The sequence below is a fragment of the Pseudomonas sp. A25(2017) genome (assembly GCF_002001065.1).
Taxonomy (GTDB): domain Bacteria; phylum Pseudomonadota; class Gammaproteobacteria; order Pseudomonadales; family Pseudomonadaceae; genus Aquipseudomonas; species Aquipseudomonas kilonensis.
This window is the reverse complement of sequence record NZ_MUOA01000042.1, coordinates 1-13,660: the sequence shown is the minus strand read 5'-3', so window position 1 is coordinate 13,660 and position 13,660 is coordinate 1. Positions and strand designations below refer to the sequence as shown.

Sequence of the window (13,660 nt, the reverse complement as noted above, 5' to 3'; positions counted from 1 at the left end):
CATGCCCCCAACCCAACCCACCGGCCAATCCGCCTACGTCCTCCACAGCCGCGCCTACCGCGAAAGCAGCGCCCTGGTGGACTTCCTCACGCCGCAAGGGCGGTTGCGGGCGGTGTTGCGTGGGGCGCGGGGCAAGGCCGGGACGCTGGCGCGGCCGTTCGTGCCGCTGGAAGTCGAGTTCCGGGGCCGGGGCGAGTTGAAAAATGTCGGGCGCATGGAAAGCAATGGCGTCGCCGCGTGGCTCAACGGTGAGGCGCTGTTCAGCGGCTTGTACCTCAATGAGCTGCTGATCCGCCTGCTGCCTGCCGAAGATCCCCACCCGGCTGTCTTCGACCACTACGCCGCCACCCTGCTGGCCCTGGCCGAAGGCCGTCCGCTGGAGCCGCTGCTGCGCTCCTTCGAATGGCGGCTGCTGGATGACCTGGGCTATGGCTTCGCCCTGAACACTGACCTGCACGGCGAGCCCATCGCCGCCGATGGCCTGTACCGCTTGCAAGTGGATGCCGGCCTGGAGCAGGTCTACCTGCTGCAACCGGGGCTGTTCAACGGGGCCGAGCTGCTGGCCATGGCCGAGGCCGACTGGAGTGCGCCGGGCGCCTTGTCGGCGGCCAAGCGGCTGATGCGCCAGGCGCTGGCCGTGCATCTGGGCGGGCGGCCACTGGTCAGTCGCGAGCTGTTTCGCAAGCCCTGATCAACCCGTATGCTGTGGGCCGACTATTCGTCCATTCAGGAGCCTTTTCGTGAGCACCAGCAATCGCATTCTTCTCGGCGTGAACATCGACCATGTCGCCACCCTGCGCCAGGCCCGCGGTACGCGTTACCCGGATCCGGTCAAGGCCGCACTGGACGCGGAAGAGGCGGGCGCCGACGGCATCACCGTGCACCTGCGTGAAGACCGTCGCCACATCCAGGAGCGTGACGTGCTGCTGCTCAAGGATGTGCTGCAAACCCGCATGAACTTCGAAATGGGCGTGACCGAAGAAATGATGGCGTTCGCCGAGCTCATCCGCCCGGCGCACATCTGCCTGGTGCCGGAGACTCGCCAGGAGCTGACCACCGAAGGCGGCCTCGACGTAGCGGGGCAGGAGGCGCGGATCAGCCTGGCGGTGGAACGCCTGTCGAAGATTGGCGCCGAGGTATCGCTGTTCATTGATGCCGACGAACGGCAGATCGAGGCGTCCAAGCGTGTTGGCGCGCCGGCCATCGAACTGCACACCGGCCGTTACGCCGATGCCGAGACGCCCACGGATGTGGCCGATGAGCTGCAGCGAGTCGCTGATGGCGTCGCCTTCGGCCTGGCCCAGGGCCTGATCGTCAACGCCGGCCATGGCCTGCACTACCACAACGTCGAAGCCGTCGCGGCCATCAAGGGCATCAACGAGCTGAACATCGGCCACGCGCTGGTGGCCCATGCGTTGTTCGTCGGGTTCAAGTCGGCTGTGTCGGAAATGAAAGCGCTGATCCTGGCTGCCGCCAAACCCTGACCCTGCCACCACACCCTGCGGAAGGTAGCCTGTGAGAGCCAGCCTGTGGGAGCAAAGCTTGCTCGCGATAGCGGACTGACAGTCAAACCGCTATCGCGAGCAAGCTTTGCTCCCACAGGCACCACATTAAGGAGTGTTTGCTCCCACAGGTCCGCTACCACATTAAGGGTTGTGTACGGCTGTTATAGCTGCGGGGATTCCTGGTTAGGCTTGCTCTTGTCGACACCCGGCACATGCAGGTTGCCCTCGGCCACCTGGTTGCCTTCGAGCTGCGGTTGCGTGACCCAGGTCAGGATGTCGTAGTAGCGACGGATGTTCGCCACGAAATGCACTGGCTCGCCGCCCCGGGCGTAGCCGTAGCGGGTCTTGCTGTACCACTGTTTCTGGGACAGGCGCGGCAGGATCTTCTTCACATCCAACCACTTGTTCGGGTTCAGCCCTTCCTTGGCCGCCAGTTTGCGGGCGTCGTCCAGGTGACCGCTGCCCACGTTATAGGCGGCGAGGGCGAACCAGGTGCGGTCGGGCTCCTCGATGCTTTCGTCCAACTGCTCCTTCATGTAGGCCAGGTACTTGGCGCCGCCCATGATGCTTTGCTTCGGATCCAGGCGGTTGGATACGCCCATGGCCTGGGCGGTGTTCTGGGTCAGCATCATCAGGCCGCGCACGCCAGTCTTGGAGGTGACCGTCGGTTGCCACAGCGATTCCTGGTAGCCGATCGCGGCCAGCAGGCGCCAGTCGACTTTCTCTTTCTTGGCGTAGGCCTTGAAATGTTGTTCGTATTTGGGCAGTCGTTGCTGCAAGTGTTGGGCGAACGTGGTGGCGCCCATGTAGCCTAGGACGTCAACGTGCCCGTAATAACGGTCTTTGAGGCGCTGCAAGGTGCCGTTCTTCTGCACCTTGTCCAGGTAGCTGTTGATCTCGTTGAGCAGGCTGTTGTCCTCGCCAGGGGCAACCGCCCAACTCTGGCTGCGGGCATCGCCCAGGTCGAACGCCACGCGCACGTTGGGGAAGTACACCTGGTTCATCGCCACTTCGTTGGAATCCACCAGCGTCAGGTCGATCTGCCCCTCATCCACCATGCGCAGCAGGTCGACAACCTCGACTGCGTCGGACTCTTCGTATTCGATGCCTGGATACTGCAGTTTCAGTTGGGCCAGTTGTTCAGCGTGGGTGCTGCCCTTGAGCACCATGATCTTCTTGCCCGCCAGGGCCGCCGCGTCGGTGGGGCGTGATTGGCCGTTGCGGTAGATGATTTGCGGGGTGACTTCCAGGTAGGAGCGGGAAAACCGCACCTGCTTCTTGCGCTGCTCGCTGCTGACAAGGCCCGCCGCCGCGAGTACCGGACCGTTGGGCTTGCCGATCTGGTTGAACAGATCGTCGAGGTTGTCGGCGGTCTCGATCTTCAGCTCCACCCCCAAATCGTCGGCGAAGCGCTTCACCAGCTCGTATTCGAAGCCGGTTTCACCATTGCGATCCTGGAAGTAGGTGGCAGGGCTGTTTCGGGTAACCACCCGCAGCACGCCATCCTCCTTTACGCGCTCCAGTGTGTTGGGTTTCTCAACACAACCACCGAGCACCAGGAAGAGTCCGGTTGCGATCAGCCATCTGGCATATCGCGGACGCAAAGCCGTTGGGGAAAACATCTGCGCAGTATACGCAAACGGCCCCTACCGCCATATCTCGACAGCAAAAGGCCAGTCTGCTAGCCATTGCAAAACATGTCCGCAGCACCAGCCGGCCGGGGCGCGCAGGGCTTTGCGTCGCTGAAAAATAACTCTGCGAAAACCTTGGTGCGGGTGTCCAATACCGCCGTGTGCGCAAAGACCGACATTCGGCCAGCATCGCGCGTGCCGTTTCGGGTGCCGTTGCCGGCGGTTTAGGCTAGAATGCACGGCCTCAAAGCACACCCCTTCCCGAGGCTGTCCCGAAGATGTTGATCCTGCGCGGCGCTCCTGCCCTTTCTGCCTTTCGCCACAGCAAACTCCTTGAGCAACTGAGCCAGAAGGTTCCGGCTGTCAGTGGCTTGTATGCTGAATTCGCTCACTTCGCCGAAGTCACCGGCGGTTTGACCGGCGACGAACAGCAGGTGCTTGCGCGCCTTCTGAAGTACGGTCCCAGTGTTCCTGTCCAGGAGCCGGCCGGTCGCCTGTTCCTGGTACTGCCGCGTTTCGGCACCATTTCGCCGTGGTCGAGCAAGGCCAGCGACATCGCCCGCAACTGCGGCCTGGCGAAAATCCAGCGCCTGGAGCGCGGTATTGCCTTTTATGTCGCCGGTGAGTTCAGCGAGGCCGAGGCCCAACTGATCGCCGAAGGCCTGCATGACCGCATGACCCAGGTCGTCCTGGGCAACCTGGAGCAGGCCGCCGGCCTCTTCAGCCACGCCGAACCCAAGCCACTGACCGCTATCGACGTACTGGGCGGCGGCCGTGCCGCGCTGGAAAAAGCCAACGTCGAGCTGGGCCTGGCCCTGGCCGAAGACGAGATCGATTACCTGGTCAACGCCTTCCAGGGCTTGAAGCGCAACCCCCACGACATCGAACTGATGATGTTCGCCCAGGCCAACTCCGAGCACTGCCGCCACAAGATCTTCAACGCCAGTTGGGACATTGACGGCCAGGACCAGGAAAAAAGCCTGTTCGGCATGATCAAGAACACCTATCAGATGCACAATGAAGGTGTGCTGTCGGCTTATAAGGACAACGCGGCGGTGATCGTCGGTAGCGTTGCCGGTCGTTTCTACCCGAACCCTGAGACCCGCCAGTACGGTGCGGTCCAGGAGCCGGTGCACATCCTCATGAAGGTCGAGACCCACAACCACCCGACCGCGATTGCCCCGTTCCCGGGCGCGTCCACCGGTTCCGGTGGCGAGATCCGTGACGAAGGCGCCACCGGGCGCGGCGCCAAGCCCAAGGCCGGCCTGACCGGCTTCACCGTGTCGAACCTGCAGATCCCGGGCTTTGAACAGCCGTGGGAAAAGCCGTACGGCAAGCCTGAGCGCATCGTCAACGCCCTCGACATCATGATCGAAGGCCCCCTGGGGGGCGCGGCGTTCAACAACGAATTCGGCCGTCCGGCCCTGACCGGCTACTTCCGTACCTTCGAACAGTCCATCACCACCCCGCGTGGTGAGGAAGTCCGTGGTTACCACAAGCCGATCATGTTGGCTGGCGGCATGGGCAACATCCGCGCCGAACACGTGCAGAAAGGCGAGATCCTGGTCGGCTCCAAGCTGATCGTCCTCGGTGGCCCGGCCATGCTCATCGGCCTGGGTGGCGGTGCCGCTTCCTCCATGGCCACCGGCACCAGCTCGGCGGACCTGGACTTCGCCTCGGTCCAGCGGGAAAACCCGGAAATGGAACGCCGTTGCCAGGAAGTCATCGACCGTTGCTGGCAGTTGGGTGAACACAACCCCATCAGCTTCATTCACGACGTCGGCGCGGGCGGCCTGTCCAACGCCTTCCCGGAACTGGTCAACGACGGTGGCCGTGGTGGCCGCTTCGAACTGCGCAACATTCCGAACGACGAGCCGGGCATGGCCCCGCACGAAATCTGGAGCAACGAATCCCAGGAGCGTTACGTCCTGGCGGTCGGTCCGGCCGACTTCGAACGTTTCCAGGCCATTTGCGAGCGCGAGCGCTGCCCGTTCGCGGTAGTGGGTGAAGCCACCGCCGAGCCGCAACTGACCGTCACCGACAGCCATTTCGGCAACAGCCCGGTGGACATGCCGCTGGAAGTGCTGCTGGGCAAGGCCCCGCGCATGCACCGTTCGGCCGTTCGCGAAGCAGAGCTGGGCGACGATTTCGATCCGTCGACCCTCGATGTCGCCGAGTCCATTGAGCGCGTGCTGCATCACCCGGCCGTGGCGAGCAAGAGCTTTTTGATCACCATCGGCGACCGCACCATCACCGGCCTTGTGGCCCGTGACCAGATGGTTGGCCCGTGGCAGGTGCCGGTGGCTGACGTTGCCGTGACCGCCACCAGCTTCGACGTCTACACCGGTGAAGCCATGGCGATGGGCGAGCGCACGCCGCTGGCACTGCTGGACGCCCCGGCGTCGGGCCGCATGGCGATCGGCGAGACCCTGACCAACATCGCGGCTTCGCGTATCGGCAAGATTTCCGACATCAAGCTGTCGGCCAACTGGATGTCCGCCGCCGGTCACCCGGGTGAAGACGCCCGTCTGTACGACACCGTCAAGGCGGTCGGCATGGAGCTGTGCCCTGAGCTGGGCATCACCATTCCGGTGGGCAAGGACTCCATGTCCATGGCCACGCGCTGGAACGACGAAGGCGTGGACAAGAGCGTGACCTCGCCGCTGTCGCTGATCGTGACGGGTTTCGCCCCGGTCACCGACATCCGCCAGACCCTGACCCCGCAACTGCGCATGGACAAGGGCACCACCGACCTGATCCTGATCGACCTGGGCCGTGGCCAGAACCGCATGGGCGCCTCGATCCTGGCCCAGGTGCATGGCAAGCTCGGTTCGCAAGCACCGGACGTCGACGATGCCGAAGACCTGAAAGCGTTCTTCGCCGTCATCCAGGGTCTCAACGCCGACGGTCACCTGCTGGCTTACCACGACCGTTCCGACGGTGGTTTGCTGACCACTGTGGTGGAAATGGCCTTCGCCGGCCACTGCGGCCTGAGCCTGACCCTCGACAGCGTTGCCGAGTCCACCGCCGAAATCCCGGCCATCCTGTTCAACGAAGAGTTGGGCGCGGTGATCCAGGTTCGCCAGGACGCCACCCCGGACATCCTCGCCCAGTTCAGCGCAGCCGGCCTGGCCGACTGCGTCTCGGTGATCGGCCAGCCGATCAACAACGCCCACATCAACATCACCTTCAACGGCGACACCGTCTTCGAAGGCCAGCGCAGCCTGTTGCAGCGCCAGTGGGCGGAAACCAGCTACCAGATCCAGCGCCTGCGCGACAACGCCGACTGCGCCGAGCAGGAATTCGACGCGCTGCTGGAAGAAGACAACCCGGGCCTGAGCGCCAAGCTCAGCTACGACGTCAACGAAAACGTGGCCGCGCCCTACATCAAGAAAGGCATTCGCCCACAAGTGGCGGTCCTGCGCGAGCAGGGCGTCAACGGCCAGGTGGAGATGGCGGCAGCGTTCGACCGCGCCGGCTTCAACGCGATCGACGTGCACATGAGCGACATCCTCGCCGGTCGTGTCGACCTGAACGACTTCAAGGGCATGGTCGCTTGTGGCGGTTTCTCCTACGGTGACGTGTTGGGTGCCGGTGAAGGCTGGGCCAAGTCGGCGCTGTTCAACAGCCGCGCCCGCGATGCGTTCCAGGGTTTCTTCGAACGCACCGACAGCTTCACCCTCGGTGTGTGCAACGGTTGCCAGATGATGTCCAACCTGCACGAGCTGATCCCGGGCAGCGAGTTCTGGCCGCACTTCGTGCGTAACCGTTCCGAGCAGTTCGAAGCCCGCGTGGCGATGGTCCAGGTGCAGGAGTCGAACTCGATCTTCCTGCAGGGCATGGCCGGTTCGCGCATGCCGATCGCCATCGCCCACGGCGAAGGCCATGCGGAATTCGAAAGCGAAGAAGCGCTGCTCGAAGCCGACTTGTCCGGTTGCGTGTCGCTGCGTTTTGTCGACAACCACGGCAAGGTCACCGAAACCTACCCGGCCAACCCGAACGGCTCGCCGCGCGGGATCACCGGCCTGACCAGCCGCGACGGCCGCGTCACGATCATGATGCCGCACCCGGAGCGTGTGTTCCGCGCGGTGCAGAACTCGTGGCGTTCGGACGACTGGAACGAAGACGCGCCATGGATGCGCATGTTCCGCAACGCGCGCGTCTGGGTGAACTAAGGCGGTGTACAAGCTCTGCTTCTTCGTCCCGGCCAGCCATCTGGACGTGGTCAAAAGCGCCGTATTCGCTGCCGGTGGCGGGCGAATCGGCGACTATGACCACTGTGCCTGGCAAGTGTTGGGCCTGGGCCAGTTTCGCCCGTTGGACGGCAGCCAGCCGTTCATTGGTGAGGCGGGGCAGGTTGAGCAGGTCGAGGAATGGAAGGTGGAGCTTGTCGTTGCTGATGAGTTGATTCGTGCGGTGGTGGAGGTTTTGAAGCTCAGCCATCCCTATGAGACGCCGGCGTATGAGGTGTGGCGGTTGGAGGATTTTTGATCTTCTCCGCTTAAATGAAAAACCCGCTGATTGGATCAGCGGGTTTTTTATTGGGTGTGGGTTTTGTGTGTATATCCGTTGCTGCGGTCACGGCTGCTTAGGGTTCCGCCCTGACGGCGGCTCACTTTTGAGAAGCGCAAAAGTAAGCAAAACGCTTCTGCCCCACCACTCGGCACCTCGCTTAGGCTCGGTGTGCCCTCACTCCGGCATTGCTCCGTGGGCCCGCCGCGAAGGGCCATCCATGGCCCAGCGCGGCTAACCCGGCATCCATGCCGGGTTGCCCACTGCGCAATGCCTGCGTTCGGCCAGCGTGGTTAACGGGGCGCCCGAGATCAACGTCCACCGCGAGGCGGCCTAACAGCCGACCTGGTTCTCTCGGTCGTACACCCATCAGATCTGTGGGAGCAAAGCTTGCTCGCGATGGCGGTGGTTCAGTCACATGGATGTTGGGCTGCAGGCCTCTTCGCGAGCAAGCCCGCTCCCACAGTGGTTCTGTGTTGGGCATAAATTTTGTGTTCACTGGAGATTAAATGTGGGAGCGAGGCTGCTCGCGATGGCGGTGGTTCAGTCACATGGATGTTGGGCTGCTGGCCTCATCGCGAGCAAGCTCGCTCCCACAATGGGATCGGAGTACTACTGGAAGAACCAGGTTGGCTGTAAGGCCGCCTCGCGAGCAAGCTTTGCTCCCACAGATCTGATGGGTGTACGACCGGGAGAGCCAGGTCGGCTACCAGGCCGCCTCGCGGTGGATGTTGATCTCGGCGCCCCGTTAACCACGCTGGCCGAACGCAGGCATTGTGCAGTGGGCATCCCGGCATGGATGCCGGGATAGCCGCGCTGGGCCATGGATGGCCCTTCGCGGCGGGCCCACGGAACAATGCCTTCGTTCAGGCATGCCGAGCCTAGGCGAGGCACCGAGTGGTGGGGCAGTGCGTTTTTGGTTACTTTTGGCGCTCTTTCCAAAAGTGACCCGCCGTCAGGGCGGAACCCTAAGTGGCCGTTACCGCAGCAACGGATATGTACCCAATTCAATCCAAAAAAGCCTATCTGAATTTGTGCGAAACATCTCTGATCAGATGGCTGGTCTGTCAGACGCACCGAAGTTTCCGACATGTTTTTAAGGTTGTCCCTCGGAAGGTAGGGCTCTAGCCTTTGGGTGTCGCTGCCAATTCAGCGACCGGGTTTGACCGTCCGAAAAAAATCAAGGGGCAACAAGCCCGGACGTTTTGTCCTGGGCTCCATTAATTTAAAGGAGCTTCAATTGAAAAATAATTCTGACATGCCAAAACCCGCCTCCACCTTCCCCTACGGCGACTACGCCCCCGAAAAGCTGAAAGAAGCCGCCGACCGCGCGATGGATCATTACCTCAAGCCTGACGACAGCGAACCAGAACCCAAACCCTCGGTGCAGTTGTTCAGCGTATCGGACAACGTTGACACCGAAACCTTGCTAGCTAACCTCAGCGAAACCCTGGCCTCGGCCAATGCGGTGCTTAGCGACCTCCTGTTTGACTTGGACGGTTCGCGGCGGCATGTGGCGTTGGGGGTGGCGCAGATGATCGAGCTGGGAACGTTGTTGGCGAACAAAGCCTTGGACCGGGTAGAGCTTCGGACTTGATGCCATAAGTGCCGGCCCCATCGTCGGATCGCCGCCCGGAGCAAGCTCGCTCCCACAGTGGTTAGTGGCGTTCACAACACCATTGTGGGAGTTAGCATTAGCCAGCCAGCCTGCACTGCGAAAACTATTGATGGCGGTTTTCGAGGCGGCAAGCTTCTTTTTCGATGCCAATGCACTCGACCGGTTCGCCCACGCCTTTCTCGAAACGGCGGGCGTTCATCAACAGGCCTCCCTTGATACCGCCGATGAACGCGAAGGCGCCTTCGCGTGCGCCGGTGTTACGCCCTGATAGATCCACTGCCACGCTGTTGGGTCTGACTTCATATACCCATCCACCGTTTTGTGCTTCCACGACAGCCCAGACCTTGGCTTCGCTATAGTCGCGAAATGCCACAACGACCGATTGAATGTAGGGGGACTCCGGCTGGCTGGCCCATCTGAGAATGGGTGGCAGCGAGCTCCTGCCCCGTAACCCTTGGGCAAGCGCAGCCGCCCCCTGTACTGGATTGATTGTCTGGGAACCGACCGCCCAGAGGGACTCTTTGCTTTTTACCCACGCCAAACCTTCTGGAGGCGTGATCCGGCTCCATTCTATGCTGACCGCCGCGACCTCCAGTGGGCTTTCATGGCCGGTCGGCTCGCGGTAGTTCTGGTTCGCTTCACAATCGGCAAGGTTGTCTTTCTTGCATGCTTGCCTGATGAACTCGCGCTTGACTCCCCCCGGAAAGCTGATTTCCTGCTCGCTGACAGCTCCACCAGATGCATCCTGGTCAATACCATGAGGGGCTTTGATCTCATACACCCATTCCTTGGCGAAACGTTGGGCGAGACTCTGGTCGCGGGTTGTACTGCTGTAGACCGATTTCCCTGCCCCAGCTCCGTGGCTCCACCAGTCATACATCCACTCGGGTATGGGAAAGCCTGCGGCTTTGGGTAAGATCCCGTCTTGGAAGGCCCCGAGTCCCTGATCCGTAGTGTCTCCTCGATAGAGCGTGCCCATGTCGGTACGCCAATGCAACGATGGCTTGGTATCGCGGATCGGCACGCTCGAATCCGCCGCGACCTGAAGCCAGGCGGTATACCACGGCTCCTCTTTTCCATCGGCCCCCCACGCGTCGGAGCCCGGTTGCCACACACCCGTCAACGCCACCACCGCAACCGCTGTCGTCCGTATAAAACTGTTATGAGTTGTCATGATTTGATGTCTCATCTGGAACAGGTGAAGCCCTGTCGAATCACATACGTCATGACTACCTATGCTTCGACGTGACACGTCTCACTTTGGATTCTGCGGGGCACAGCGAGCCGAACCACCGCATCAGTTCTGAGGGTAGATCAAGGCTGGGGGAGGGGATTGCGTTGCGGTTCTTGGACTTGTAACAAAAGGCTGGTCGACACCGTTCCCTGTGGCGAGGGGATTTATCCCCGTTGGGCTGCGAAGCAGCCCTCAAGCCAGGCAATTCGGTGTGTCAGGAAAATTGAGTTGTTTGTTTAGGGGGGCTGCTGCGCAGCCCAACGGGGATAAATCCCCTCGCCACAGGGATCTCATGTGTGGTCGGGTACTACGGTCGAATTTCGATCATCGTCCCATCCGGCACCAGGCTCCACACCTCGCGCATGTCCACATTGCGCATGGCGATGCAGCCATCGGTCCAGTCCAGCGTATGGAACAACTGCTCAGGGTTCTCTTCCGAATCCGGCGTGCCGTGGATCATGATCATGCCCCCCGGTTCCACGCCTTCGCGGCGGGCGCGGGCGGCGTCGCTGATGTTGGGGTAGGAAATGTGCATCGACAGATAGAACCGGTCGCTGGTCTTGCGCCAGTCCAGCCAATAGAAGCCTTCGGGGGTGCGCTTGTCGCCTTCTATCAGCTTGGGGCCTTTTTTGGCGCCCTTGCCCAGGGAGATGCGATAGGTCTTGAGCGGCTTGCCGTCGTTGATCAATTGCAATTGATGGGCGGACTTGAGCACCAGCACTTTTTCGATGACCTTGCCGTTGTAGGTTCCCACCGCCGAGGCCTGGGACACCGTTGTGAACGACAAGCAGAACAGGACAAGCAACCAGCGCATTGAAACGATATCCCTAGAGGTGTCGCGACTATATTGATTGGTTTTTCAGGTGTTGGCCGGCTGAGCCAACGGTGGAATCGATTCGGATCGCACCGGGTAATCCTCGGCGCGGCGGTCGGCATAGAAATATTCCAGGGTGCGGCCCACCGTACGGAAAGCCAACTCGTCCCAGGGAATGTCCGCTTCTTCGAACAACTTCACTTCCAGGCTCTCGGGCCCGGCGGCGAAATCCTCATCCATCAGCTCGGCGCGGAAGAATACATGTACCTGGCTGATATGCGGTACGTCAATCAGCGTATAGATGCTCAAGTTTCGCACCCGGGCGCAGGCTTCTTCGGCGGTTTCGCGCACGGCGGCCTGTTCGATGGTTTCGCCGTTTTCCATGAAGCCTGCCGGCAGCGTCCAGTAACCGCGCCGCGGCTCGATGGCGCGCCGGCACAACAGGACTTTACTGCCCCAGGTCGGTACGCAGCCGGCCACGATGTTGGGGTTCTGGTAATGGATGGTGTGGCAGGTGTCGCAGACAAAACGCAGGCGCGAGTCGCCTTCGGGTATGCGCTGGGTCACCGGGTTACCGCACTGGCTACAGAATTTCATGCTTGGGTTCCTGAATGCTGCGCCTATCTTGGCGTGCGTAGGCCGGTGCGGCAAGTTGTCGTTTCGCGACACGACGTGGTGCGGGGGTTGGGCCGCTTGAACGATTGGTGCATGATGCAAGGTAGCGAATAAATCGAGAAGTCTCATGCTGGACGAGCTACTGCATCGAGTAAGCAACCATGCCCCGCACGATCTGCAGGCCGACCAACGTTTCCCTGAAGCCGCGGTGCTGGTGCCGATCACCCGCAGCGATGAACCGGAGCTGGTACTGACCCTGCGCGCCAGCGGGCTCTCGACCCATGGCGGCGAGGTGGCGTTCCCCGGCGGGCGCCGCGACCCGGAAGACCCGGACCTGATCTTCACCGCCCTGCGCGAAGCCGAGGAAGAAATCGGCCTGCCGCCCGGCCTGGTGGAAGTGATCGGCCCCCTCAGCCCGTTGATCTCGCTGCATGGCATCAAGGTCACACCGTATGTCGGGGTGATTCCGGACTACGTCGAATACCAGGCCAACGATGCCGAGATCGCTGCGGTATTCAGCGTGCCGCTGGAGTTTTTCCGCAAGGATCCGCGTGAACACACGCACCGTATCGATTACCAGGGCCGCAGTTGGTACGTGCCCAGCTATCGATTTGGCGAGTACAAGATCTGGGGCCTGACGGCGATCATGATCGTCGAACTGGTCAACCTGCTGTACGACGCCGACATCGACCTGCACACACCGCCCAAAAGCTACATCAATACCTGATGACCCGAGGACCCTCATGAAATACCGCCTGGGCGATGCCCGTGTCGAAACCCACCCACAGAGCTGGGTCGCGCCCAACGCCACGCTGGTGGGCAAGGTCCGCCTCGAAGAGGGCGCCAATGTCTGGTTCAACGCCGTGCTGCGCGGCGACAACGAACTGATCCTGATCGGCAAGAACAGCAACGTGCAGGACGGCACGGTGATGCACACCGACATGGGTTATCCGCTGACCATCGGCACCGGCGTGACCATCGGCCACAACGCCATGCTCCATGGCTGTACGGTGGGCGACTACAGCCTCATCGGCATCAACGCGGTGATTCTCAATGGCGCGAAGATCGGCAAGAACTGCATCATCGGCGCCAACTCGCTGATCGGCGAGGGCAAGGAAATTCCCGACGGCTCGCTGGTGATGGGCTCGCCCGGCAAGGTGGTGCGTGAACTGACCGAGGCCCAGAAGAACATGCTCGAGGCCAGCGCCGCGCACTATGTGCACAATGCCCAGCGCTACGCCCGCGACCTGTTCGAGCAGGAACCATGAGCGCCCCTGAACGCCCGGTGCCTTCGCCCTGCGTGAACATCTGCGCGCTGGACGATGACGACATCTGCACCGGTTGCCAGCGCACCGTGGCGGAGATCACCCGGTGGAGCCGGATGGACAACGAGGAGCGCCGCGGTGTCTTGGCGTTGTGTCATGAACGGGCCAAGGCCAGTGGGTTGGTGTGGATGTTGCCGGCTAGGCGGTGATCTCCACCTGTGAACACAAAATCCCTGTGGGACACCTACCTGGGGGACACCTATCTGTGGGAGCAGAGCTTGCTCGCGATGCGGGTGCCGTGGTCTTCAGGTAAACCGCGTGATCTTCATCGCGGGCAAGCCTTGCTCCCACAGTCACGGGCAAGCCTTGCTCCCACAGGTTTGGCTCACACAGCTATGTGCTCTGCAGGCCTCTATTTCAACGATGCCCACCGATCGACCCCCACCACCCCCAGCGCAATCGCGAT

Annotated in this window: 12 protein-coding genes; 8 read left to right on the top strand and 4 right to left on the bottom strand. The window is 61.8% G+C overall.

Annotated elements, in window-relative coordinates; translation table 11 throughout:
- Position 1: 1 nt before the first annotated feature.
- On the top strand, positions 2-691 hold the full coding sequence (gene recO, locus B0E42_RS03905) for a DNA repair protein RecO (RefSeq protein ID WP_003205262.1): 690 nt from the start codon (positions 2-4) through the stop codon (positions 689-691).
- A gap of 49 nt (positions 692-740) precedes the next feature.
- On the top strand, positions 741-1,484 hold the full coding sequence (gene pdxJ / locus B0E42_RS03900; RefSeq protein ID WP_018603362.1) for a pyridoxine 5'-phosphate synthase: 744 nt from the start codon (positions 741-743) through the stop codon (positions 1,482-1,484).
- Between the two features lie 182 nt (positions 1,485-1,666).
- On the opposite strand, the gene mltF is transcribed toward pdxJ, so the two are convergent.
- Positions 1,667-3,127, bottom strand: coding sequence for a membrane-bound lytic murein transglycosylase MltF (gene mltF, locus B0E42_RS03895; RefSeq protein ID WP_018603360.1), 1,461 nt, complete (start codon positions 3,125-3,127; stop codon positions 1,667-1,669).
- Positions 3,128-3,414: 287 nt separating this feature from the next.
- On the opposite strand from mltF, the gene purL reads away from it, so the two are divergent.
- From purL to B0E42_RS03870, 3 genes are all read left to right on the top strand, one after another.
- Positions 3,415-7,311: a phosphoribosylformylglycinamidine synthase gene (purL, locus tag B0E42_RS03890; RefSeq protein WP_077505760.1), complete on the top strand. Its 3,897-nt coding sequence runs from the start codon at positions 3,415-3,417 to the stop codon at positions 7,309-7,311.
- A 4-nt stretch (positions 7,312-7,315) separates the two neighbouring features.
- Entirely contained in the window at positions 7,316-7,627 is a 312-nt protein-coding gene (locus B0E42_RS03885; protein ID WP_014340002.1) for a YqfO family protein, read from the top strand.
- A 1,279-nt stretch (positions 7,628-8,906) separates the two neighbouring features.
- Entirely contained in the window at positions 8,907-9,245 is a 339-nt protein-coding gene (locus B0E42_RS03870; RefSeq protein ID WP_033062476.1) for a DUF6124 family protein, read from the top strand.
- A gap of 124 nt (positions 9,246-9,369) precedes the next feature.
- Here the strand turns inward: B0E42_RS03870 and B0E42_RS03865 are convergent, their stop codons facing one another.
- The 3 genes from B0E42_RS03865 to B0E42_RS03855 all read right to left on the bottom strand — a co-directional run bounded on the left by B0E42_RS03865 (position 9,370) and on the right by B0E42_RS03855 (position 11,911).
- On the bottom strand, positions 9,370-10,440 hold the full coding sequence (locus B0E42_RS03865) for a hypothetical protein (RefSeq protein ID WP_077505756.1): 1,071 nt from the start codon (positions 10,438-10,440) through the stop codon (positions 9,370-9,372).
- Between the two features lie 367 nt (positions 10,441-10,807).
- Positions 10,808-11,314: a murein L,D-transpeptidase family protein gene (locus B0E42_RS03860; protein WP_018603349.1), complete on the bottom strand. Its 507-nt coding sequence runs from the start codon at positions 11,312-11,314 to the stop codon at positions 10,808-10,810.
- A gap of 45 nt (positions 11,315-11,359) precedes the next feature.
- Positions 11,360-11,911: an NUDIX hydrolase gene (locus B0E42_RS03855; protein ID WP_014339999.1), complete on the bottom strand. Its 552-nt coding sequence runs from the start codon at positions 11,909-11,911 to the stop codon at positions 11,360-11,362.
- A gap of 145 nt (positions 11,912-12,056) precedes the next feature.
- Between B0E42_RS03855 and B0E42_RS03850 the strand changes: the two genes are divergently transcribed.
- From B0E42_RS03850 to B0E42_RS03840, 3 genes are read left to right on the top strand one after another with little or no spacing between them, the layout of a single operon-like run.
- Positions 12,057-12,656 carry a CoA pyrophosphatase gene (locus B0E42_RS03850; RefSeq protein WP_077505754.1) on the top strand — a complete coding sequence of 200 codons (600 nt, stop codon included), beginning with the start codon at positions 12,057-12,059 and terminating at the stop codon, positions 12,654-12,656.
- A 16-nt stretch (positions 12,657-12,672) separates the two neighbouring features.
- Positions 12,673-13,197 carry a gamma carbonic anhydrase family protein gene (locus B0E42_RS03845; RefSeq protein ID WP_018603344.1) on the top strand — a complete coding sequence of 175 codons (525 nt, stop codon included), beginning with the start codon at positions 12,673-12,675 and terminating at the stop codon, positions 13,195-13,197.
- The gene (locus tag B0E42_RS03840; RefSeq protein ID WP_018603343.1) at positions 13,194-13,403 is read left to right on the top strand and encodes a DUF1289 domain-containing protein; all 210 of its coding nucleotides are present in this window, start codon (positions 13,194-13,196) and stop codon (positions 13,401-13,403) included. The genes B0E42_RS03845 and B0E42_RS03840 overlap by 4 nt, the downstream gene beginning before the upstream one ends.
- The last annotated feature ends 257 nt before the right edge of the window (positions 13,404-13,660 follow it).

Excerpts from the sequence above, each read along its gene's own strand:
- recO (WP_003205262.1), top strand. The coding sequence starts at position 2 with ATGCCCCCAACCCAACCCACCGGCCAATCCGCCTACGTCCTCCACAGC.
- mltF (WP_018603360.1), bottom strand. The coding sequence starts at position 3,127 with ATGTTTTCCCCAACGGCTTTGCGTCCGCGATATGCCAGATGGCTGATC.
- purL (WP_077505760.1), top strand. The coding sequence starts at position 3,415 with ATGTTGATCCTGCGCGGCGCTCCTGCCCTTTCTGCCTTTCGCCACAGC.
- B0E42_RS03870 (WP_033062476.1), top strand. The coding sequence starts at position 8,907 with ATGCCAAAACCCGCCTCCACCTTCCCCTACGGCGACTACGCCCCCGAA.
- B0E42_RS03865 (WP_077505756.1), bottom strand. The coding sequence starts at position 10,440 with ATGACAACTCATAACAGTTTTATACGGACGACAGCGGTTGCGGTGGTG.
- B0E42_RS03860 (WP_018603349.1), bottom strand. The coding sequence starts at position 11,314 with ATGCGCTGGTTGCTTGTCCTGTTCTGCTTGTCGTTCACAACGGTGTCC.
- B0E42_RS03855 (WP_014339999.1), bottom strand. The coding sequence starts at position 11,911 with ATGAAATTCTGTAGCCAGTGCGGTAACCCGGTGACCCAGCGCATACCC.
- B0E42_RS03850 (WP_077505754.1), top strand. The coding sequence starts at position 12,057 with ATGCTGGACGAGCTACTGCATCGAGTAAGCAACCATGCCCCGCACGAT.
- B0E42_RS03845 (WP_018603344.1), top strand. The coding sequence starts at position 12,673 with ATGAAATACCGCCTGGGCGATGCCCGTGTCGAAACCCACCCACAGAGC.
- B0E42_RS03840 (WP_018603343.1), top strand. The coding sequence starts at position 13,194 with ATGAGCGCCCCTGAACGCCCGGTGCCTTCGCCCTGCGTGAACATCTGC.